At 51.0% G+C, this 23,747-nt stretch carries 17 protein-coding genes; 14 read left to right on the plus strand and 3 right to left on the minus strand.

The features are described from left to right. The 5 genes from GC128_RS15240 to GC128_RS15260 all read left to right on the plus strand — a co-directional run. Positions 1-90, plus strand: a 90-nt coding sequence (locus GC128_RS15240) for an integrase core domain-containing protein (RefSeq protein ID WP_151993624.1), incomplete at its 5' end; no start/stop codon positions are given. A 417-nt stretch (positions 91-507) separates the two neighbouring features. Then, positions 508-1,869 (plus strand): MFS transporter, encoded by a 1,362-nt coding sequence (locus GC128_RS15245; RefSeq protein WP_151995024.1) that lies wholly within the window; start codon positions 508-510, stop codon positions 1,867-1,869. Beyond that, entirely contained in the window at positions 1,866-2,750 is an 885-nt protein-coding gene (locus GC128_RS15250; protein WP_151995025.1) for an enolase C-terminal domain-like protein, read from the plus strand. The genes GC128_RS15245 and GC128_RS15250 overlap by 4 nt, the downstream gene beginning before the upstream one ends. Before the next feature lie 153 nt (positions 2,751-2,903). Beyond that, the gene (gene gudD, locus GC128_RS15255) at positions 2,904-4,238 is read left to right on the plus strand and encodes a glucarate dehydratase (RefSeq protein WP_151995026.1); all 1,335 of its coding nucleotides are present in this window, start codon (positions 2,904-2,906) and stop codon (positions 4,236-4,238) included. Between the two features lie 170 nt (positions 4,239-4,408). After that, positions 4,409-5,557, plus strand: coding sequence for a glycerate kinase (locus GC128_RS15260; protein WP_151995027.1), 1,149 nt, complete (start codon positions 4,409-4,411; stop codon positions 5,555-5,557). Positions 5,558-5,637: 80 nt separating this feature from the next. Here GC128_RS15260 and barA read toward each other — a convergent pair whose 3' ends face one another. Further along, a complete protein-coding gene (barA, locus tag GC128_RS15265) occupies positions 5,638-8,394 on the minus strand; it encodes a two-component sensor histidine kinase BarA (protein ID WP_151995028.1) in 2,757 nt (918 codons plus the stop codon). A 60-nt stretch (positions 8,395-8,454) separates the two neighbouring features. On the opposite strand from barA, the gene rlmD reads away from it, so the two are divergent. The 6 genes from rlmD to adhP all read left to right on the plus strand — a co-directional run bounded on the left by rlmD (position 8,455) and on the right by adhP (position 17,350). Further along, a complete protein-coding gene (rlmD, locus tag GC128_RS15270) occupies positions 8,455-9,768 on the plus strand; it encodes a 23S rRNA (uracil(1939)-C(5))-methyltransferase RlmD (RefSeq protein ID WP_151995029.1) in 1,314 nt (437 codons plus the stop codon). Positions 9,769-9,824: 56 nt separating this feature from the next. Then, positions 9,825-12,053: a GTP diphosphokinase gene (relA, locus tag GC128_RS15275; RefSeq protein WP_151995030.1), complete on the plus strand. Its 2,229-nt coding sequence runs from the start codon at positions 9,825-9,827 to the stop codon at positions 12,051-12,053. Positions 12,054-12,115: 62 nt separating this feature from the next. Beyond that, complete coding sequence (mazG, locus tag GC128_RS15280; protein ID WP_151995031.1) at positions 12,116-12,907, plus strand: nucleoside triphosphate pyrophosphohydrolase; 792 nt, start codon at positions 12,116-12,118, stop codon at positions 12,905-12,907. A gap of 225 nt (positions 12,908-13,132) precedes the next feature. Beyond that, entirely contained in the window at positions 13,133-14,773 is a 1,641-nt protein-coding gene (gene pyrG / locus GC128_RS15285; RefSeq protein WP_151995032.1) for a glutamine hydrolyzing CTP synthase, read from the plus strand. A gap of 84 nt (positions 14,774-14,857) precedes the next feature. Further along, positions 14,858-16,162, plus strand: coding sequence for a phosphopyruvate hydratase (eno, locus tag GC128_RS15290; protein WP_064560559.1), 1,305 nt, complete (start codon positions 14,858-14,860; stop codon positions 16,160-16,162). Positions 16,163-16,333: 171 nt separating this feature from the next. Next, positions 16,334-17,350: an alcohol dehydrogenase AdhP gene (adhP, locus tag GC128_RS15295; protein WP_151995033.1), complete on the plus strand. Its 1,017-nt coding sequence runs from the start codon at positions 16,334-16,336 to the stop codon at positions 17,348-17,350. A gap of 49 nt (positions 17,351-17,399) precedes the next feature. Here adhP and GC128_RS15300 read toward each other — a convergent pair whose 3' ends face one another. Then, the gene (locus GC128_RS15300) at positions 17,400-18,512 is read right to left on the minus strand and encodes a M20 family metallopeptidase (RefSeq protein ID WP_151995034.1); all 1,113 of its coding nucleotides are present in this window, start codon (positions 18,510-18,512) and stop codon (positions 17,400-17,402) included. 299 nt (positions 18,513-18,811) lie between these two features. On the opposite strand from GC128_RS15300, the gene queE reads away from it, so the two are divergent. Beyond that, complete coding sequence (queE, locus tag GC128_RS15305; protein ID WP_151995035.1) at positions 18,812-19,483, plus strand: 7-carboxy-7-deazaguanine synthase QueE; 672 nt, start codon at positions 18,812-18,814, stop codon at positions 19,481-19,483. Positions 19,484-19,515: 32 nt separating this feature from the next. Here the strand turns inward: queE and queD are convergent, their stop codons facing one another. Next, positions 19,516-19,878 (minus strand): 6-carboxytetrahydropterin synthase QueD, encoded by a 363-nt coding sequence (gene queD / locus GC128_RS15310; protein ID WP_193216269.1) that lies wholly within the window; start codon positions 19,876-19,878, stop codon positions 19,516-19,518. A 312-nt stretch (positions 19,879-20,190) separates the two neighbouring features. Between queD and cysJ the strand changes: the two genes are divergently transcribed. Continuing rightward, a complete protein-coding gene (gene cysJ / locus GC128_RS15315) occupies positions 20,191-21,996 on the plus strand; it encodes an NADPH-dependent assimilatory sulfite reductase flavoprotein subunit (protein WP_151995037.1) in 1,806 nt (601 codons plus the stop codon). Then, the gene (gene cysI / locus GC128_RS15320; protein WP_151995038.1) at positions 21,996-23,708 is read left to right on the plus strand and encodes an assimilatory sulfite reductase (NADPH) hemoprotein subunit; all 1,713 of its coding nucleotides are present in this window, start codon (positions 21,996-21,998) and stop codon (positions 23,706-23,708) included. Before cysJ ends, cysI begins: the two co-directional genes overlap by 1 nt. Positions 23,709-23,747: the final 39 nt, after the last annotated feature.

Raw genomic sequence — 23,747 nt, forward strand, 5'->3', positions numbered from 1 at the left:
GTCAGGGAGTCGGTAGAAATCTACAATACCCGGCGTCCGCATCTGTCGTTAAAATACAAAACGCCCGATGAAGTTCATCAGGCATTTTAAGGCTGAAAAGTGTCAACCTATATCAGGACTAGTCACCGGTTGTTTCAAAAATCGTGAACTATCCTCCAGCGCGTTGGACATACGCCATAAAGTGCTCAATAAATGCACGATAAACTTGTGTCATTGCACGGTGAGGCGTTTTAACTCCCTTCATATACTTTCCATCGGCTAAATAAAAACCGCAGGTTCAGCATCACAAAAATACTGTGGAACGGCCGATACCTCATTCTGATTACCCTACAAATGCAGTTCAGAATGAATGTAGCTTCGCCCTTCATTCTTCAAGCTGCATTGTTGTTGGCTACGTTCGCTCACCCGAATCACTTAGTTTACTAAGCTCATCGGGACTCGTTCTCTTGCCGCCGCGATGCAACTCGAATTATTTAGGGCATGAAAGTGAAAATTCAGGAGTGCAACATGAATACAATTAGCCAGGCGGCGAGCGTTGCCGAAAAAAGGACCAACGCTCGTTATTGGATAGTAGTAATGCTCTTTATCGTCACCTCGTTTAACTATGGTGACCGCGCCACGTTATCGATTGCCGGTTCAGAAATGGCAAAAGATATCGGCCTCGATCCGATTGGCATGGGTTATGTGTTTTCCGCGTTTTCCTGGGCATATGTCATAGGGCAAATTCCCGGCGGCTGGTTGCTGGATAAATTCGGTTCAAAACGGGTTTATTTCTGGTCCATCTTTATCTGGTCGCTGTTTACCTTGCTACAAGGTTTCGTTGATATCTTCAGTGGTTTTGGAATCATCATCGCGCTGTTTACGCTGCGCTTCCTGGTGGGCCTGGCCGAAGCACCTTCCTTCCCCGGCAACAGCCGAATAGTCGCTGCGTGGTTCCCGGCACAGGAACGCGGCACGGCAGTTTCCATTTTTAACTCCGCACAGTATTTCGCGACGGTCATCTTCGCGCCAATCATGGGTTGGCTGACGCATGAGGTGGGCTGGTCACACGTGTTCTTCTTCATGGGCGGGTTGGGCATCATCATCAGCTTTGTCTGGCTAAAAGTGATTCATGAGCCGAATAACCATCCGGGCGTTAACAAGAAAGAACTGGAATACATCGAAGAGGGCGGCGCGCTGATCAACATGGATCAGAAGAAGCCAAAAGAACATATCCCAATGGCGCAGAAGTGGGGCCAGATCAAACAGTTGATCGGATCACGCATGATGATTGGGATCTATATCGGCCAGTATTGCATTAACGCCTTAACCTACTTCTTCATTACCTGGTTCCCGGTTTATCTGGTGCAGGAAAAGGGCATGTCGATTCTGAAAGCCGGTTTTGTTGCCTCAGTTCCGGCAGTGTGCGGGTTTGTCGGCGGTGTGCTTGGTGGTGTTATTTCCGACTGGCTGATGCGCCGCACCGGTTCGTTAAATATTGCGCGTAAAACGCCAATCGTACTGGGGATGTTGCTCTCGGTCAGCATGGTGTTCTGTAACTACGTTGAATCAGAAATGATGGTTGTTGGCTTTATGGCGATGGCGTTCTTCGGCAAGGGCATCGGTGCGCTGGGTTGGGCTGTGATGGCCGATACCGCACCAAAAGAAATCAGTGGCCTGAGCGGTGGCTTGTTCAATATGTTCGGTAATGTCTCCGGCATCGTTACACCAATTGCTATCGGCTACATTGTCGGTACAACCGGTTCATTTAACGGTGCGCTGATTTACGTTGGGATCCACGCGGTTGTCGCGGTACTGAGCTACCTGGTCATTGTTGGCGATATCAAACGTGTTGAACTGAAACACGTCACGGTAGGACAATCATCATGAATACTCAGGCAAGCCCGGTTATTACTGATATGAAAGTTATTCCTGTTGCGGGGAATGACAGCATGCTGCTGAATATCGGCGGCGCACATGGCGCCCTTTTCACCCGCAACATTGTGGTTCTTACCGATAACGCTGGGCACACCGGCGTAGGTGAAGCACCCGGTGGCGAAGTGATTTACCAGACGCTGGACGCTGCGCGCGAGCTAAAAAAACGTTTCCCGGATGCACGCATTACTGTTGACCCAAATGGCGCATGGCTGTTGGATGAAGCAATCGCATTATGCAAAGGGATGGGCTATGTGTTGACCTATGCCGAAGACCCATGCGGTGCGGAACAAGGCTATTCAGGCCGTGAAGTGATGGCTGAGTTCCGCCGCGCCACAGGCTTACCTGTCGCAACCAATATGATTGCCACCAACTGGCGCGAAATGAATCACGCCATCATGCTTAACGCAGTGGACATTCCGTTAGCCGACCCACATTTCTGGACACTCAGCGGAGCCGTTCGCGTCGCGCAGATGTGCGACGAATGGGGGCTAACCTGGGGTTGTCACTCTAATAACCATTTCGATATTTCCCTGGCGATGTTTACCCATGTGGCTGCTGCTGCACCCGGTAAACCAACGGCTATCGACACACACTGGATTTGGCAGGAAGGCGAGCAGCGCCTGACCAATTTCCCATTGCAAATCGTTAACGGCAAAATCGCCGTGCCAGATGCACCAGGCTTAGGTGTTGAGCTTGACTGGGAACAGGTGCAAAAAGCCCACGAGGTGTATAAATCTCTGCCGGGCGGCTCGCGCAACGATGCAACAGCGATGCAATATCTGGTACCGGGTTGGAAGTTTGATCGTAAACGCCCGGCATTTGGCCGCAACTAATTTACACCCGTCATCCTTCAAGCTGCAGGGGTGTTGGCTGCACTCACTTACCCGAATCACTTACTTGAGTAAGCTCATCGGGATAAGCTCCCTTGCCGCCTACCTGCAACTCGAATGCTAACGGGTATATATGGATGAAAAGGAATAAGTAACATGACAACTTCAACACCCGCAGTTACTGCGATGCAGGTTATTCCCGTTGCAGGCCACGACAGCATGCTGATGAACCTGAGCGGCGCACACTCACCGTTTTTCACCCGTAATATTGTGATTATCAAAGATAACTCTGGCCATACGGGGGTGGGTGAAATTCCCGGTGGTGAAAAAATTCGCCAGACTCTGGAAGAGGCCGCCGCCCTGGTAATTGGCAAAACGCTGGGTGAGTATAAAAATATTCTCAACCTGGTGCGTGCCGAGTTTGCCGACCGTGATTCCGGTGGACGTGGTTTACAGACTTTCGATTTGCGCACCACGATTCACGTCGTTACCGGCATTGAGTCCGCCATGCTGGACCTGCTGGGTCAGCATCTGGGCGTGAACGTGGCGTCTTTGTTGGGTGACGGGCAGCAGCGTAGCGAAGTCGAAATGCTGGGTTATCTTTTCTTTGTGGGCAATCGCAAACAAACTCCGCTGCCTTATCAGAGTCAGCCCGACGAGAAATGCGATTGGTACCGCATTCGCCATGATGAGGCCATGACACCTGATTCCGTCGTGCGTCTGGCAGAAGCAGCTTACGAGAAATATGGCTTCAACGATTTCAAACTCAAAGGCGGCGTATTAGCCGGGAGCGAAGAGGCCGAAGCGGTCACTGCGCTGGCAAAACGCTTCCCGCAGGCCCGTGTAACGCTTGACCCAAATGGTGCCTGGTCGCTCGACGAAGCGATTAGCATAGGTAAGCAATTGCGTGGCGTTCTGGCGTATGCGGAAGACCCGTGCGGCGCTGAACAAGGTTATTCAGGCCGTGAAATTATGGCTGAATTCCGCCGTGCCACAGGCCTGCCAACTGCAACCAATATGATTGCCACCGACTGGCGTCAAATGGGCCACACGTTATCGCTGCAATCTGTAGATATTCCTTTGGCCGACCCGCATTTCTGGACCATGCAAGGTTCGGTACGCGTCGCGCAAATGTGCCATGAATTTGGCCTGACCTGGGGCTCGCACTCCAATAACCACTTCGATATTTCACTGGCGATGTTCACTCACGTGGCCGCAGCCGCGCCAGGCAAAGTCACCGCCATCGACACCCACTGGATCTGGCAGGAAGGCAACCAGCGCCTGACTAAGCAACCTTTCGAAATCAAAGGCGGCATGGTGCAGGTGCCAACAACACCAGGTTTGGGTGTAGAGCTGGATATGGATCAAGTGATGAAAGCGCATGAGCTTTACCAGCAGCACGGGCTTGGCGCGCGTGATGACGCCATGGCGATGCAGTACTTGATCCCAGAATGGGCGTTCAATAATAAGCGCCCTTGTATGGTTCGTTAGTTTACCCGTCATACTTGAAGCTGCATCTGTGTTGGCTGTGTTCGCTCACCCTAATCGCTTACTTGAGTAAGCTCATAGGGGTTTGCTCACTTGCCGCCTTGATGCAGCTCCCATTATTTAGGGTAAAATTCGCTCTCATATATCCCATCTTACATAGCGACGGACGGCATATGAAAATTGTCATCGCACCAGATTCTTACAAAGAGAGCCTCAGTGCTCTTGAGGTGGCGACACAGATTGAAGCCGGTTTTCGGGAAGTCTTTCCGAATGCTTGCTATGTAAAGGTGCCCGTCGCTGATGGAGGTGAGGGAACCGTAGAAGCGATGGTCGCCGCTACAAACGGTGAAATCATTGAAGTGGATGTCACCGGGCCGTTGGGTGATCCGGTTCAGGCGTTTTACGGAATTTCTGGCGATAAACAGCAGGCTTTTATTGAAATGGCTGCGGCGAGTGGCCTTGAGCAGGTTCCACCTGAATTACGCAATCCACTCAATACCACGTCGTGGGGAACCGGTGAGCTGATTCGTTTTGCGCTCGATAGTGATGTGCAAAGTATCCTGATTGGCATTGGTGGCAGCGCCACCAATGACGGAGGGATCGGTATGTTACAGGCACTTGGTGCACGCTTACTGGACAGCAATGGCGAATCTCTGGGGCTTGGGGGGCGGGAAGTGGCACGGCTCGCGAGCATTGATATTTCAGGCCTGGATAAACGGCTTAAAGAGTGCCGTATTGAAGTTGCGTGTGACGTTACCAATTTACTAACCGGTGAAGAGGGCGCAACGGCGGTGTTTGGCCCACAAAAAGGTGCCACACCGGAGATGATTAGTGAGCTTGACCAGGCTCTGGATCACTATGCAAAAATTATCGCCCGAGACCTCGATATCGATGTGCTGACGCTTTCTGGCGGCGGTGCTGCGGGTGGCATGGGCGCGGCGCTGTACGCTTTTTGTGGAGCACAATTGCGACAAGGCATTGATATAGTCACCGAAGCATTGAAACTTGATGAACTGGTGCGCGATGCAGATCTGGTGATTACCGGAGAAGGGCGTATCGACAGTCAGTCAATTCACGGCAAAGTACCGATTGGCGTGGCGAAAGTCGCGAAGCGCTACAACAAGCCAGTGATTGGCATTGCCGGTAGTTTAACGGCGGATGTTGGTGTGGTGTATGACCACGGCCTGGATGCCGTATTTAGTGTCTTATACAGCATCTGCACCCTGGAAGAAGCTCTGGATAATGCGGGAGATAATCTGCGTATGGCCGCGCGAAATATCGCCGCAACGCTTGCAATAGGTGGTGGATGTCGCCTGCGCTAATCCACCAACAAAAACAAAACCTTCTGAAACCGCGTAGATCGGATTAGCGCAAACGCTATCCGACATCAACACGATATTTATTAAAGCATCCGCTGTGCTTCTTTGGCGACATTGTTCATTTCATCAAGAAGCTCAAAGAGTTCAGGCTCAAGATCTTCTGGTTTCACGCCGCTACGCAGCTCATGCTCAATTGTTCGACACAAGTTTTTCAGCCGTGGCACGCCGCTGTAGCTACAACTGCCGTGAAGTTTGTGAATGATTTCGACCAGCTGTTCCGGATTTTCTCCCACCAATTGCTCTTCAACTTTGTTGCGCACTTCGGGCAAGAATGCCAACAGCATTTGCAGCATATCGCGTGCTAGATCCGGCTTGTTAGCCGCTTGTTGCAGCGCCAGTGCCCAATCCAGCGTCTGATTTGGATTGCTGATTTGCGGTGTAGTTTCTACATTTGCAACTAGCGCAGGGGCGGTGATTGCCCCCGGCTGATAACGCATCAGCAAACTATAAAGTTTTTTCTCTTCAATTGGTTTGGCAAGGTAGTCATTCATTCCGGCGCTGAGCAGCTTCTCTTTTTGCCCCGCCATGGCGTGTGCTGTCACCGCAATTACCGGCGTTTGCTGGTGGTGTGGCATCTGGCGAATTAACTCACAGGCGCGTATCCCATCCATTTCCGGCATCTGAATGTCCATCAGGATAATGTCTATCTGCATCTGTTTTGCACGCTCGATGGCCTGCACACCGCTGCCACACAGTTCGACGTTCTGCACATGATCTTCAAGCAATGCGCCAATCAGTTTCAGGTTGGCAGGGTTATCGTCAACCGCCATAACCGTAAGTGGGAGTTTCTTGTTTTCAATACTTTCAACCACAGTGGAGTTTGCATCAAAAGTGTGTTCAGCGAGTAGCGGCAACAGTCGGGTCGAGGTAATAGGTTTCAGCAGGCACGCGGTCACCCCTTGTTTTTTAAGCGCCTCCGCATCGACTTGTGCATGACTTGGTAATGCGAAAATCAGGCAGTCAGTCATGGAGGCCGCTTTTGCAAGCTTCGGATTTAGCATGGTTAACGTGTCGTGGAACGTAACCGGAATACCGAGCAGCATAATATCGTAGTGACCTTCGGCAAGAGTCGAAAACGCCGGGCTGTAGACGACTTCGAGCGGAGTATTCGCCAGAATATTGAGCGTGCTTTGTGCCGCAGTGGCATTTTGTTCCACATAGGCAATGCGTTTCCCAGCCAGGTTTTCGGTTGAATAACCATCCAGAACTGCATTGGAATTCAAATCCAGGTTGATATAGAACCAGAAGGTTGAACCCTGATTTGGTTGGCTGTGGAAGGAAATATCCCCTCCCATTTCGGTAACCAGTTTCTGGGTAATAACCAGGCCCAGGCCGGTACCGCCGTGACGACGTGAAATGCTGGCATCAGCCTGACGAAACGCCTGGAATAAACGCGATTGTTCCTGCTCGGGAATACCGATGCCGGTATCGTGAATTCGCATTTCAACTTGTACTTTGTTATTGCCCTGCGAGCGTTTTTCGACCACCAGGTCGATATTGCCGCTTTCGGTAAACTTAATCGCGTTGCCTACCAGATTCGTCACCACCTGCTGCAAGCGCAGTGGGTCTCCAATCACGTTATCCGGCACATCATTTTTGATATTAAGCGTTAGCTCCAGCCCTTTATCATGAGCCGAATGGGCAAGCAGAGTGACGACTTCATCGAGTGCATTACGCAGCGGGAAAGGAATGCTTTCAAGGATCAGTTTGCCCGCTTCCAGTTTTGAAAAATCGAGCACGTCATTAATGATTGTCAGCAGGTTATTAGCTGAACGTTCAATGGTATGCAGGTGATCGCGCTGAGTGGCATTCAAATCCGTTTTCAGCGTCAAACGGGTAAAGCCAATCACGCCATTAAGCGGCGTGCGTAATTCGTGAGACATATTGGCAAGGAATTCAGACTTAATACGCGCCGCTTCCTGAGCGCGTTTCTTCGCCAGATCCAGCTCCACGTTTTGGATCTCCATCTGTTCGAGTGTTTCACGCAGATCGGAAGTGGCCTGGTCAATATTGTGCTGCATCTCTTCGTGATAAGCGGTGAGCGACATTGCCATCGAATTGATGCCATTTTTCAGCATATCTAATTCGCCGAGCATGAAACCTTCGACACGACTATCGAGCTGCCCGCGTCTTATCCTGTCGACGGTATTCACCATATTACGAATTGGCCCGGTGACATCACGCATCAGACGGTAGGCAAACAGCATCGCAATACCGACGCAGAACAACATCATCAACGTCGAGATAAAAATTTCCCGATATTGCTGTAAACGCACGGATTTGAGATCGAGCTCGATGGCGACATAGCCGAGCGTGTTACCTGCAGGTTTGGCATCGGTTACCTCGGATTCGTCCGGGGAGTAGCTCTCAGAAATAATCGGGGTACGCAGAATAATCGAATCGCCGTGCCGCGAGATGCTTAAACTATGCGGCGGTTTTTCATTATTAGGTAGCTTCAGTGAAGCAGCATTTAGCTGATAATTAGAGGTAACAAACAGTTTGTTGTTTTCGTCGAACACTGAAATTGCTCGCACGATATCGGAATGACGGCGGTGCAACACGCTGACCAACTGTCGAATCGACTCTCGGCTGTGAAAGCTCATGCCATATTCACTCGCGACCGCCAGTGGCTCGATAATGTTGGCGCCAGAGTCTTCAAGCTGACGCTGCAAGTCGTTGTATCGATGGACGACAAAAAAGATGCTGAGCAATAAACCGATCATTAATGTCGGCGCCAGAATCAGGATCATCATGCGTGCGCGCAGGCTGTAGTTGGTCATGGGGTTCCGATATGGGACAATTGAAGCAATAGTTAATATTTTAAGAGAGCACTCAGGCTCATGGCGCAATTCTACTCTGCAAAGCGACGGGTTACGACTCGTCAGATCATAACCGTGACGGTTAATGACCTTGACCCATTTGGCCAGGGCGTTGCACGCCACAACGGTAAGGCGCTTTTTATCCAGGGCGCGCTGCCTGGTGAACAAGTCGAAATTACCATTACTGAAGATAAACGTAACTTTGCTCAGGCTAAAGTTAAGCGGCGTTTAAATGATAGCCCGCAACGTGTGACACCGCGTTGCCCGCATTTTAGTGTCTGTGGTGGCTGCCAGCAGCAGCACGCCAACATCGAACTACAACAGCAAGCGAAATCAAAGGCGCTGGCCCGCATGATGGGCGCGCGTGAAAATCCGGCGGTGGTGAACGAAATTATTTCTGGAACACCATGGGGTTATCGCCGCCGTGCGCGGTTAGGGTTGAATTACCAGCCTAAAACACAGACCTTACAAATGGGGTTTCGCAAATCTCAGGACAGTGAGCTGGTGAATATTCACCATTGCCCGGTTCTGGCGCCCCAACTTGAAGCGTTACTGGAACCATTGCGCCAATGTTTGTCAGAATTAAAAGCGGTCAGGCGTTTAGGGCATGTTGAATTGGTCCATGCAGATAATGGCCCGCTCATGGTGCTGCGCCATTTAGATGCACTACATGATGATGACCGACAAAAACTGGAACGCTTTTCGCATTCTCATGGCGTCACGCTGTATTTAGCGCCGGACAGTGAGACACTTACGGCCCTGGGTAATGACGAACCTTGTTATCATTCAGACGGGCTACGCTTAACGTTCAGCCCACGGGATTTCATTCAGGTGAATGATGGCGTGAACCAGCAGATGGTCGCCCGAGCTATCGAGTGGCTGGATATTCAGCCAACTGACCGCGTACTTGATTTGTTCTGCGGAATGGGAAATTTTACGCTCCCACTCGCAATGCGTGCCGGAAGTGTCGTCGGGGTGGAAGGCGTTGCTGCGCTGGTCGCGAAAGGTGAATATAATGCACAATGTAATTCACTGAAAAATGTCACATTCTTCCATGAAAATCTTGAGGATGATGTGACTCGTCAACCCTGGGCTGCCCAAGGGTTTGACAAAATATTGCTCGACCCTGCACGAGCGGGGGCACCTGGTGTCATGCAGCATGTGATTGCACTCGCACCTGAGCGAGTGGTCTATGTTTCATGTAATCCGACGACACTTGCTCGTGATAGCGAGGCATTGCTGGAAGCAGGTTACCAACTGCGCCAACTCGCCATGCTGGATATGTTCCCGCACACGGGGCACCTGGAGTCGATGGCGCTGTTTGAGCGAAATTAAGTGGTTAAATCAAGTCGAGCAATTTGATTTTAGTACCCCACCGAAGAGGACGGACAATGGTTGCGGTAAGAAGTGCACATCTCAATAAAGCTGGCGAATTTGCGCCCGATAGATGGATTGCAAGCCTCGGGATCACCAACCAGCAGTCATGTGAACGCTTAGCCGAAACCTGGCGGTATTGCGAGCAACAGACCAAAGGCCATCCTAACGCAGAATTGCTGTTGTGGCGCGGCGTCGAGATGGTGGAAATCCTGTCGATGCTGAGCATGGACAACGACACGCTGCGAGCCGCGCTGTTGTTCCCTCTTGCCGATGCGGGCGTGGTCACCGAAGAAGTGATGCGCGAAAGCATTGATAACCAGGTTGTGACGCTGATTCACGGCGTGCGCGATATGGCGGCGATTCGCCAGCTGAAAGCCGCTCATACGGATTCAGTTTCTGCTGAGCAGGTCGATAACGTTCGTCGCATGCTATTGGCAATGGTGGATGATTTCCGCTGCGTGGTTATCAAACTGGCAGAGCGAATTGCTCATTTGCGCGAAGTCAAAGACGCTCCGGAAGACGAACGTGTTCTGGCGGCAAAAGAGTGCACCAATATTTATGCACCGCTCGCTAACCGTCTCGGCATTGGCCAACTCAAATGGGAGCTGGAAGACTACTGCTTCCGCTACCTGCATCCTGATGAATACAAACGAATCGCGAAATTGCTGCATGAGCGTCGTATCGACCGTGAGCATTACATCGACGATTTTGTCAGCGCACTGCGCAAAGCGATGAAAGAAGAGGGTGTTAAGGCTGAAGTTTATGGCCGCCCTAAACACATCTACAGCATCTGGCGCAAGATGCAGAAGAAATCCCTCGCCTTTGATGAGCTGTTCGATGTGCGTGCCGTGCGCGTGGTGGCTGAACGTTTGCAGGATTGCTACGCAGCACTCGGTATTGTGCATACCCATTATCGCCATATGCCTGACGAGTTCGATGACTACGTCGCCAACCCGAAACCTAACGGTTATCAGTCGATTCATACGGTGGTGTTGGGGCCAAACGGCAAGACCATTGAAATCCAGATCCGAACCAAGCAGATGCATGAAGATTCGGAGCTGGGTGTTGCTGCACACTGGAAATACAAAGAGGGTAATGCCAAAAGCGGCAGTTCCGGCCACGAAGATCGCATTGCGTGGCTGCGTAAACTGATCGCCTGGCAAGAAGAGATGGCTGATTCCGGTGAACTGCTGGATGAAGTGCGCAGCCAGGTATTTGATGACCGCGTGTATGTGTTTACGCCAAAAGGCGATGTGGTGGATTTACCGGCAGGTTCCACGCCGCTCGACTTTGCTTACCACATACATAGCGATGTTGGGCATCGTTGTATCGGTGCGAAAATTGGTGGACGCATTGTGCCGTTTACCTACCAGTTGCAGATGGGCGACCAAATTGAAGTTATCACCCAGAAACAGCCTAACCCAAGCCGTGATTGGTTGAACCCAAACCTGGGCTACATCACCACCAGCCGCGGGCGGGCGAAAATCCACAACTGGTTCCGTAAACAAGATCGCGACAAAAATATTCTCGCTGGGCGGCAGATCCTTGATGATGAAATTGAACATCTGGGTATCAGCCTGAAAGAGGCCGAGAAATCATTACTGCCACGTTATAACTTCAACGATATCGAAGAGTTACTGGCGGCAATTGGTGGCGGTGATATTCGTCTTAATCAGATGAGTAACTACCTGCAAGCGCAGTTTAACAAGCCGACCGCAGCTGAGCAGGATGAACAAGCGCTTCGTCAACTGAAGCAGAAAACGCACACGCCGCAATCGCGCAGCAAAGATAATGGCCGCGTCGTTGTAGAAGGTGTGGGCAATTTGATGCACCACATTGCGCGTTGTTGCCAGCCGATTCCCGGTGATGAGATTGTCGGTTTTATCACCCAAGGCCGCGGTATTTCGATTCACCGCGCAGACTGCGACCAGCTTGCAGAGCTGCAATCCCACGCGCCAGAACGCATTGTTGATGCAGTGTGGGGCGAAAGCTACTCAAGCGGTTATTCGCTGGTGGTGCGCGTTACCGCCAACGATCGCAGCGGATTGCTACGCGATATCACCACCATTCTGGCGAATGAAAAGGTGAACGTATTGGGCGTTGCGAGCCGCAGCGACACCAAACAGCAATTGGCGACCATCGACATGAATATCGAAATCTACAACCTGCAAGTGCTGGGCCGTGTGCTAGGTAAATTGAACCAGGTGCCGGATATTATCGATGCGAAGCGATTGCACGGTTAGACGTTTGTGACAAAAGGGCGGGAGCAATCCCGCCTTTAAATTTTGTATTGCAAGGAATTGAAATGAACCAAATCGATCGCCTCCTGAGCATTATGAAGCGCTTGCGCGACCCGGGAACTGGCTGCCCGTGGGACAAAGAGCAAACCTTCGCGACTATCGCGCCCTATACGCTTGAAGAAACCTATGAAGTGCTCGATGCCATCAACCGCAAAGATTTTGATGATTTGCGCGGTGAGCTGGGTGACTTGCTGTTCCAGGTCGTCTTTTACGCACAAATGGCGCAGGAAGAAGGGCGCTTTAATTTCGACGATATCTGTAAAGCCATCAGCGATAAACTCGAACGTCGTCATCCGCATATCTTTGCTGACGGCACCGCAGAAAACAGCACCGAAGTGCTGGAGCGTTGGGAGCAAATCAAGAGCGATGAGCGTGCTGAAAAAGCGCAACACTCTGCACTCGACGACATTCCTCATGCTCTGCCTGCGTTAATGCGCGCGCATAAAATCCAGAAACGTTGTTCAACGGTTGGTTTCGACTGGACCACGCTTGGCCCGGTACTAGATAAAGTCTATGAAGAGATCGACGAAGTGATGTTTGAAGCTAAACAGGTCGTCGTTGATGAAGCCAAACTGGAAGAAGAAGTCGGTGATTTATTGTTCGCGACCGTCAATCTTGCACGCCATTTAGGGGCCAAAGCCGAGACAGCTTTACAGAAAGCCAATATCAAATTCGAGCGCCGTTTCCGCCAGGTGGAAGAGATTATTGCCGCCAGAGGCCTGACAATGACCGGAGTTGACCTGGAAATCATGGAAGAAGTCTGGCAAGAAGTTAAACGCCAGGAAACTGATATCTAACACGTTTTTGTGGTCAAGCGCATTTTATGGCCATTTCGATTTAACAAGCTCTTGATTTGAGTCAAAAACATTTCTACCAGACGGGCTATTTTCAGTGCCCTGACAAAGTGCGAGGTCAGGGCTTAGCAGACAGAATGAAAGTTTGTGGCGCCGATACTGTTCGGGTATACTACTTTCCCGTCCTGGTACTCCCATCGTCTTTAAACCTAACTTCTCAGGTTCAGCATGACAACGAACTATATTTTTGTGACCGGCGGGGTCGTTTCCTCTCTGGGTAAAGGCATTGCCGCAGCCTCCCTCGCAGCTATTCTCGAAGCCCGTGGCCTCAACGTATCCATCATGAAACTCGATCCGTACATCAACGTCGATCCGGGTACCATGAGCCCTATTCAACATGGGGAAGTGTTCGTTACAGAAGACGGCGCTGAAACCGACCTGGATTTAGGTCACTACGAGCGTTTCATTCGCAACAAAATGACGCGTCGTAATAACTTCACCACTGGCCGTATCTACTCAGATGTTCTGCGTAAAGAACGCCGTGGCGACTATCTGGGCGCGACAGTCCAGGTTATTCCACACATCACGAACGCAATCAAAGAACGCATCCTTGAAGGTGGCGAAGGCTACGATGTCGTGCTGGTTGAAATCGGCGGTACTGTAGGTGATATCGAATCCCTGCCGTTCCTCGAAGCGATTCGCCAGATGGCCGTAGAAGTGGGTCGTGAGCACACGCTGTATATGCACCTGACTTTGGTGCCATACATGGCTGCTGCCGGTGAAGTGAAAACCAAACCGACTCAACACTCCGTTAAAGAGCTGCTTTCTATCGGTATTCAGCCAGATGTGCTGATTTGCCGCTCAGACCGCGTCGTTCCGGCTAACGAACGTGCAAAAATTGCATTGTTCTGTAACGTGCCGGAGAAAGCGGTTATTTCTCTAAAAGATGTTGATTCCATCTATAAAATTCCAGGCCTGTTGAAATCACAGGGGCTGGACGATTATATTTGTAAACGATTCAGCTTGAACGTTCCTGAAGCTAACTTGTCCGAATGGGAACAAGTTATTTATGAAGAAGCGAATCCGACAAGCGAAGTCACGATTGGTATGGTCGGCAAGTACATTGAACTGCCAGATGCCTACAAATCTGTGATTGAAGCGCTGAAACACGGTGGTTTGAAAAACCGTCTTACCGTTAACATCAAGCTGATTGACTCGCAGGATGTTGAAACTCGCGGTGCTGAAGAAATGCTGAAGGGATTGGATGCTATCCTTATCCCTGGCGGTTTCGGTTACCGTGGTGTGGAAGGCAAAATCGCCACCGCGCGCTATGCTCGTGAGCAGAACATTCCATATCTGGGCATTTGCTTAGGTATGCAGGTTGCGCTGATTGAGTTCGCACGGAACGTTGCAGGCATGGCTAACGCCAACTCAACTGAATTTGTGCCAGACTGTAAATACCCGGTGGTCGCCTTAATCACCGAGTGGCGTGACGAAGAAGGTAACGTTGAAGTTCGTACTGAAAAGAGCGACTTAGGCGGCACCATGCGTCTTGGTGGCCAGCAGTGTCAGTTGACCGATGGTAGTCTGGTGCGCCAGATGTACGGTGAGCCGACAATTACTGAGCGCCATCGCCATCGTTATGAAGTCAACAACATGTTGTTGAAGCAAATTGAAACAGCAGGTCTGCGCGTTGCGGGCCGTTCCGGTGATGACCAACTGGTAGAAATCATCGAAGTGCCAAATCATCCTTGGTTTGTTGCTTGCCAGTTCCACCCGGAATTTACTTCTACTCCGCGTGATGGGCACCCACTGTTCGCAGGCTTTGTGAAAGCTGCCGGTGAGTACCAGAAGCGTCAGGCGAAGTAAGCAGAAAGTTAGAACGACAACGCGCGAATGTTTCGCGCGTTGTTTGTCTGGAGTTTTAGTTTAACTTGTACTGAGGAAAATCTAATGTCCAAAATCGTTAAAGTCATCGGTCGTGAAATCATCGACTCCCGTGGTAACCCGACTGTTGAAGCTGAAGTTCATCTGGAAGGCGGTTTCGTAGGTATGGCTGCTGCACCATCAGGTGCTTCAACTGGTTCCCGCGAAGCGCTGGAACTGCGCGATGGCGACAAATCTCGCTTCCTGGGCAAAGGCGTTCTGAAAGCCGTTGCTGCAGTTAACGGCCCGATCGCTGCGGCTGTAACTGGTAAAGATGCGAAAGACCAGGCAAACATCGATAAGATCATGATCGACCTGGACGGTACCGAAAACAAATCCAACTTCGGCGCTAACGCAATCCTGGCTGTTTCCCTTGCTGCTGCTAAAGCTGCTGCTGCCTCTAAAGGCCTGCCGCTGTACGCACACATCGCTGAACTGAACGGCACCCCAGGCAAATTCTCTATGCCTCTGCCAATGATGAACATCATCAACGGTGGCGAGCACGCTGATAACAACGTTGATATCCAAGAGTTCATGATTCAACCAGTTGGTGCTAAAACTCTGAAAGAAGCCATCCGTATGGGTTCTGAAGTGTTCCACACCCTGGCTAAAGTTCTGAAATCTAAAGGTATGGGTACTGCTGTTGGTGACGAAGGTGGCTATGCGCCAAACCTGGGTTCCAACGCTGAAGCACTGGCTGTAATCGCTGAAGCGGTTAAAGCTGCAGGCTACGAGCTGGGTAAAGACGTTACTCTGGCTATGGACTGTGCTGCTTCTGAATTCTACAAAGACGGTAAATACGTTCTGGCTGGCGAAGGCAACAAAGCTTTCACCTCTGAAGAATTCACCCACTTCCTGGAAGACCTGACCAAACAGTACCCAATCGTTTCTATCGAAGACGGTCTGGACGAGTCTGATTGGGATGGTTTCGCATACCAGACTAAAGTTATGGGCGACAAACTTCAGCTGGTTGGTGACGACCTGTTCGTTACTAACACCAAAATCCTGAAAAGAGGTATCGACAACGGTATCGCTAACTCCATTCTGATCAAATTCAACCAGATCGGTTCTCTGACCGAAACTCTGGCTGCGATCAAAATGGCGAAAGATGCTGGCTACACTGCAGTTATCTCTCACCGTTCAGGCGAAACTGAAGACGCTACCATCGCTGACCTGGCTGTTGGTACTGCTGCAGGCCAGATCAAAACTGGTTCTATGAGCCGTTCTGACCGTGTTGCTAAGTACAACCAGCTGATTCGTATCGAAGAAGCTTTGGCTGCTGCGGGCACACCAGCTCCGTTCAACGGTCTGAAAGAAGTTAAAGGTCAGTAATTCGTTACTGCTTTAAATTCTGATTAAAAAACCCGCTGCGGCGGGTTTTTTTGTGCCCTTTTTTATCAAAAATTGAGAACAGTTCGCATTTAGTGATGCACATCGATTGCACAACGCTGACCTCTCGACCAGGATTAGTGAGTTATTTCACTCACAGGTCAGGAGACCGCCATGAAAGCTGCAGTTGTTAACAAAGACCACTCTGTCGGCATCATAGATAAACCCGTTCGTGCGCTGAAACACGGCGAGGCATTACTGACAATGGAGTGTTGCGGTGTTTGCCACACCGATTTACATGTGAAAAACGGAGACTTCGGGGATGTCACTGGCATCACTCTGGGTCATGAAGGTATCGGGGTGGTGAAGTCCATCGGCCCAGGTGTCACTTCGCTGAAAGTGGGGGATCGTGCAAGTGTCGCCTGGTTCTTCCGTGGATGCGGAAATTGCGAATATTGTAATACCGGTAACGAAACGCTGTGTCGTAGCGTAACGAACGCAGGGTATACCGCAGATGGCGGTATGGCCGAAGAGTGCATCGTTGTTGCTGACTACGCGGTAAAAGTCCCCGACGGCCTCGAGTCTGCCGCAGCCAGCAGCGTGACTTGTGCGGGCGTGACAACTTACAAAGCGGTGAAAGTTTCGCATATCCAACCAGGGCAGTGGATTGCGATTTACGGCTTAGGTGGTCTTGGTAACCTCGCACTGCAATACGCAAAGAATGTGTTTAATGCCAAAGTTATCGCTATCGACGTGAATGATGCACAACTCGATTTTGCCAAAGAATGTGGGGCCGATTTAGTTATCAATTCGCGCAATGAAGATGCGGCAAAAGTTATTCAGGAAAAAGTAGGTGGCGCACATGCGGCTGTGGTCACCGCCGTAGCAAAAGCGGCGTTCAACTCGGCGGTAGATGCGGTTCGTGCTGGTGCTCGTATTGTTGCCGTTGGGCTACCTTCTGAGTCTATGAGCCTGAACATACCGCGTCTGGTGCTTGATGGCATCGAAGTAGTTGGTTCGTTAGTAGGAACTCGCATGGATCTGGCCGAAGCCTTCCAATTTGCTGCCGAAGGCAAAGTTGTGCCGAAAGTGACGATGCGCCCGCTTGAAGATATCAATGCGATCTTCAAGGAAATGGAAGAGGGTAAAATCAAAGGCCGCATGGTGATTGATTTTAAAACGAAGAAGTAAGCGTTGCTGGGCAAATTAAATATGGCCGGGTTTCCCCGGCCATTTGATTTTATAGCGATTGAATCACGCGTTTAAGCAGCCGAATTCTCGGCTCGATGCTGTCTATCTCCAGATATTCTGACGCACTGTGGAAACCAGCGCCGATCGGGCCAAACCCATCAAGCGACGGGACACCTAATGCGGCGGTGTGATTAGCATCGGAACCACCACCCACAGATTTCCAGCGTACGTCGATACCTTCGGCCACACCGGCCTGTTCGACAATTTGCATTAACTTTTCAGTATCTGCTGTTGGTGACATGGCTGGTTTATGTGCTTGCTGTTTAACAGCGGTTTTCACATCGCGCTCGAATTCCCGCTGGCTATAAGCCTGGATTGCAGCATGGACTCGCGCATATTCATCGTTGTCCTGGAAGCGGACATCGACAATCATCTCCGCGTGTTCCGGGACGATATTCGCCGCGACACCGCCAGAAATTACACCGACGTTGATAGTGGTGCCTTTTGACATATCAGTCAGATCACTAATTTCCAGAACGGCGCGCGCCAGCGCTTTTATAGCAGAGCGACCAGATTCCGGATCATTGCCCGCATGTGACGCCACACCCTTAAATGTGAGTTTATAACCTGCAATGCCTTTGCGTGCTTTCACCAGCGAACCATCAGCCCTGGCGGCTTCACACACCAATACATACCGGCTACGTTTTGCCAGTTCACCAATCCAGTGATGGGAGTGAGCGGAGCCAGTTTCTTCATCCGGGTTCATTGCCACGCCAATGGATAACCGCTCCAGAGTCGCCTTATCCATTTCGCGCAACGCCCAGAGAATATTCAGCAGCCCGCTTTTCATATCGGATACGCCAGGGCCGTATGCACGGTTTCCTTCAATGCGGAAAGGGCGCTCAGCCACAGTCCCGACTGGGAACACGGTATCCATATGCCCGACGAACAGCACGTCATACCGATCAGCATTGGGTTTGTTGGTTGCGAATAACCCCGGCCCAACTTTTTCACCGAGTGAGACTCTGTCGCATTGCCAGTTTTCGTCCTGATACCAGTGCTGAATAATTCTGCTGACTTCCTCTACGCCATCAATAGTTGCTGTTCCACAGTCGATGTTGACTACTTTTTTTAGTTCTTGAAGATACTGTTTTAAATCCATGGGGGTACTCCAGAATCATAGTTAACGTGGCGCCAGGCATCCTGCACCTGTGAGCCCATCAGAAAAATGGCTGGAGCGATGCTAAAAGTGTCTGGTGAATGGGAACATGACGATGATCAAGCCGTGTGGCATAGAGGCAAAGCAAGGGGGATTGTTGTGATGATAACCATGTTTTATATGCGTTATGAGGCGTTTTTCAGGGATGATTCTGGAACATATGCCGCCGCAGCCGCGTTACGCATGATCTCAGCCGTCACTTCTGCGATAATTACTCTTTACACCTATTATCTGAGAAGACTATGCAGTATCCGATTAACGAGATGTTCCAGACCCTGCAAGGGGAGGGCTATTTTACTGGTGTGCCCGCCATTTTTATTCGCCTACAAGGCTGCCCAGTGGGCTGCGCGTGGTGCGATACCAAATACACCTGGGATAAACTCGCGGATCGTGAAGTCTCTCTGTTCAGCATTCTGGCTAAAACCAAAGAAAGCGATAAATGGGGCAATGCCAGTGCCGAAGATCTGCTGGCAATTTTCCAGCGCCAGGACTACACAGCCCGCCATGTAGTGATTACCGGTGGCGAACCTTGTATTCACGATCTCACGCCACTGACCTCTCTCTTTGAGCACCACGGTTATAGCTGCCAGATTGAAACCAGCGGCACACACGAAGTGCGTTGTACTGCCGGAACCTGGGTTACCGTTTCACCAAAGGTGAATATGCGCGGGGGATATGATGTGTTGTCTCAGGCGTTAGAGCGTGCGGACGAAATTAAGCACCCGGTTGGTCGCATGCGTGACATTGAAGCGTTAGACGAACTGCTGGCGACGTTGGTGGATGATAAGAAGCGGATTATTGCACTCCAGCCAATCAGCCAGAAAGAAGACGCGACACGTCTGTGCATTGAAACGTGCATCGCCCGAAACTGGCGGCTTTCAATGCAGACGCATAAGTATTTGAATATCGCATAAAACTAAAAAGGCACCTCTACGGTGCCTTTCTTTTAACCTTTATACACACAACCGGCGGTACAGGTTTCTTTTACCATCACTGAGCTTAGCAGTGGCACAAGCGGTTTCATTTCATCCCAGATCCATTTCGCCAGCACTTCGCTGGTCGGGTTTTCAAGCCCCGGAATATCATTCAGATAGTAATGATCGAGCCTGTCATAAGTCGGTTTAAACGCCGCTTTTAGCTCTGAAAAATCCATAATCCAGCCGGTATAAGGATCAACCTCGCCGGTGATTTCCAGACGCACCATAAAAGAATGGCCGTGCAGGCGACCGCATTTGTGGCCATCCGGCACGTGCGGCAGGTGGTGAGCGGCTTCGAAGGTAAAATCTTTAAACAGGGTGGTGGACATAATTAAGTCTCTTTCATACAAAATAACCGCGGCATACTACAGGAAATGACTATTTCACGCATCAACAATACCCCGCGACCTTTCCCAAAGGTCTGTTACTGATAGTTAACGTTCATTTACTCTTTATTTTTCATTGAGTTAATTAACCACTTTTAACGTTATGGATTACCCGTAAAAGCGGTTAGTCATTTTGGTTATTTGATATTTCTATCCCTTCTTTAATTGTTATTATCCTGATGGTTAACCTTACACCATGAATGCTTTTTACCGTTGAATGATGAAAACGGACCTTTTGCTACTGGAACCCAATCAAGCATGACAACTCAGGCCCCACCGACCGCTTTGCTGCCGCTTACCCCGGAGCAACTGGCACGCCTTCAGGCGGCGACAACCGATTTCTCGCAGACGCAACTGGCCTGGTTATCCGGCTATTTCTGGGGGATGATTAATCAACAACCGGGTGCTGTTGCCACTGCTCAGCTACCTGCAGCAGACGTTCCGGTTATTACCCTGATTTCTGCATCGCAAACCGGTAATGCGCGTCGCGTGAGTGAACAACTGCGTGACGATTTACTGGCAGCAAAACTGAACGTTAACCTGGTTAACGCGGGCGACTATAAATTCAAACAAATTGCCCAGGAAAAACTGCTGGTTGTCGTGACTTCAACGCAAGGTGAGGGCGAACCGCCTGAAGAAGCTGTGGCGTTGCACAAATTCCTGTTTTCGAAAAAAGCACCAAAACTGCCTGGCACTGCATTTGCCGTGTTCAGCCTGGGCGACACGTCCTACGAATTCTTTTGCCAGTCAGGTAAAGACTTTGATAACAAACTTGCGGAACTCGGTGGTGAGCGCCTGTTGGACCGCGTGGATTGTGACGTAGAGTTCCAGCCAGCAGCCAGTGAGTGGCGTGCAAAAATTGTCGACGTCCTGAAATCTCGTGTGCCGGCAGAAACGCCAGCCCAAGCAGCGGTCACCGCAACTGGCGTGGTCAACGAAGTATTATCAAGCCCGTACACCAAAGAAGCGCCGCTGACCGCAACGCTTGCGGTTAACCAGAAAATCACCGGTCGTGACTCTGAAAAAGACGTGCGCCATTTTGAAATTGATTTAGGTGATTCAGGTCTGCGTTACCAGCCAGGTGATGCGCTGGGTGTCTGGTATCAAAACGATCCTGCACTGGTAAAAGAACTGGTTGAACTGCTGTGGCTGAAAGGCGATGAAAGCGTCACTGTTGACGGTAAAACGCTGCCGCTTACTGAAGCGCTGGAGTGGCATTTCGAGCTAACGATTAACACGGCAAACATTGTTGAGAAATACGCCCAAATTACCCGCAATGCAGCGCTGCTGGATTTGGCGGGTGATAAAGCTAAGCTGCAACATTTTGCTCATAACACGCCGATTGTCGATATGGTGCGTTACGCGCCAGCAGAATTAACCGCTGAGCAGCTGGTTGAATTGCTGCGCCCATTGACCCCGCGTCTGTACTCCATCGCATCTTCGCAAGCAGAAGCTGAAAACGAAGTGCACATTACCGTTGGCGTAGTGCGTTATGACATCGAAGGCCGTGCTCGTACCGGTGGCGCTTCCGGCTTCCTGGCTGATCGCCTTGAAGAAGATGGCGAAGTACGCGTGTTCATCGAGCACAACGATAACTTCCGACTGCCAGCTAACCCGGAAACCCCGGTGATTATGATTGGCCCAGGCACTGGTATTGCCCCGTTCCGTTCGTTCATGCAACAGCGTGAAAACGACGGCGCAGGTGGTAAAAACTGGTTGTTCTTCGGCAACCCGCACTTTACTGATGATTTCTTGTATCAGGTTGAATGGCAGCGTTACGTCAAAGACGGCCTGCTGACCAACATCGATCTCGCCTGGTCGCGTGACCAGGAACATAAAATATACGTACAAGATAAACTGCGCGAAAAAGGCGCGGAACTGTGGAACTGGATTAATGAAGGTGCCCACATTTACGTCTGCGGCGATGCAAATCACATGGCAAAAGACGTTGAGCAGGCATTACTGGAAGTGGTAGCTGAGTTCGGTGGCATGGATACCGAAACGGCAGATGAATTTTTAAGTGAGCTGCGCGTTGAGCGCCGTTATCAGCGAGATGTCTACTAATGAGCGAAAAACACCCAGGACCATTAGTGGTCGAAGGCAAGTTAACTGATGCTGAGCGCCTGAAACGCGAAAGTAACTTTCTGCGTGGCACTATCCAGGAAGATTTACAGGATGGGCTGACCGGCGGCTTCCGCGGCGATAACTTCTTGCTGATCCGCTTCCACGGTATGTATCAGCAGGATGACCGAGATATTCGTGCTGAGCGTGCGGAGCAAAAGCTCGAGCCGCGTCACGCGATGATGCTGCGTTGCCGTCTGCCGGGGGGGATTGTTACCACCGAGCAATGGCGTGCGATTGATAAGTTTGCCGAAGACAAAACCATCTACGGCAGCATTCGCCTGACCAACCGCCAGACTTTCCAGTTCCACGGCATTCTGAAAAAGAACGTAAAACCGGCACATGAAATGCTGCACGAAGTCGGGCTGGATGCACTGGCAACCGCCAATGACGTGAACCGCAACGTGTTGTGTACCTCGAACCCGGTGGAGTCTGAACTGCACCAGGAAGCCTACGAGTGGGCGAAGAAGCTCTCTGAACATTTGCTGCCACGTACTCGCGCATATGCAGAGATCTGGTGGGATCAAGAGAAAGTCGCGACGACCGACGAAGAGCCGATCCTCGGTGCTACCTATTTGCCACGTAAGTTTAAAACCACCGTCGTGGTGCCGCCGCAAAACGATGTCGATCTTCATGCCAACGACATGAATTTCATCGCGATTGCTAAAGACGGCAAGCTGGTGGGCTTCAACCTGCTGGTGGGTGGTGGCTTGTCTATCGAACACGGTAACAAAGCAACGTACGCCCGTACCGCGAGCGAGTTTGGCTACATTCCGCTGGAGCACACACTGGCGGTGGCGGAAGCGGTTGTCACCACGCAGCGTGACTGGGGCAACCGTACTGACCGTAAAAATGCCAAGACCAAATACACCCTTGAGCGCGTTGGTGTTGACGTGTTTAAAGCCGAAGTTGAACGCCGTGCGGGTATTACATTCGAGCCGACACGTCCGTATGAATTTACCGGGCGTGGCGACCGTATTGGTTGGGTAAAAGGCATCGACGACAAATGGCATCTGACGCTGTTTATCGAAAATGGCCGCATCCTGGATTACCCGGGTCGCCCGCTTAAAACCGGCTTGATGGAGATCGCCAAGATCCACAAAGGTGATTTCCGCCTGACGGCAAACCAGAATTTGATCGTGGCGGGTGTGCCAGCAAGCGAAAAAGCAGCGATCGAGAAGATCGCCAAAGAAAGCGGCCTGATGAACGCGGTGAAACCACAGCGTGAAAACTCGATGGCCTGCGTTTCCTTCCCGACTTGCCCGCTGGCGATGGCAGAAGCTGAACGCTTCCTGCCGCAGTTTGTGACTAAAGTTGAAGAAGTGCTGGAAAAACACAACGTGCCGGACGAACACATCGTCACGCGTGTTACCGGCTGCCCGAACGGCTGTGGCCGCGCGTTGTTGGCTGAAATTGGCCTGGTGGGTAAAGCGCCTGGACGTTACAACCTGCACATTGGCGGCAACCGTATCGGCACGCGTATTCCGCGTATGTACCGTGAGAACATCACTGAGCCAGAAATTCTGGCCTCTATTGATGAACTGGTTGGGCGTTGGTCGAAAGAGCGCGAAGCGGACGAAGGCTTCGGTGATTTCACCATCCGCGCGGGGATTATTCGGCCGGTGCTGGACCCGGCCCGGGATCTGTGGGACTAGCGTTGCAGTTAATGTCGGATGGCGCTAACGCTAGTCCGA

It is taken from the genome of Buttiauxella massiliensis, assembly GCF_902500225.1.
Taxonomy (GTDB): domain Bacteria; phylum Pseudomonadota; class Gammaproteobacteria; order Enterobacterales; family Enterobacteriaceae; genus Buttiauxella; species Buttiauxella massiliensis.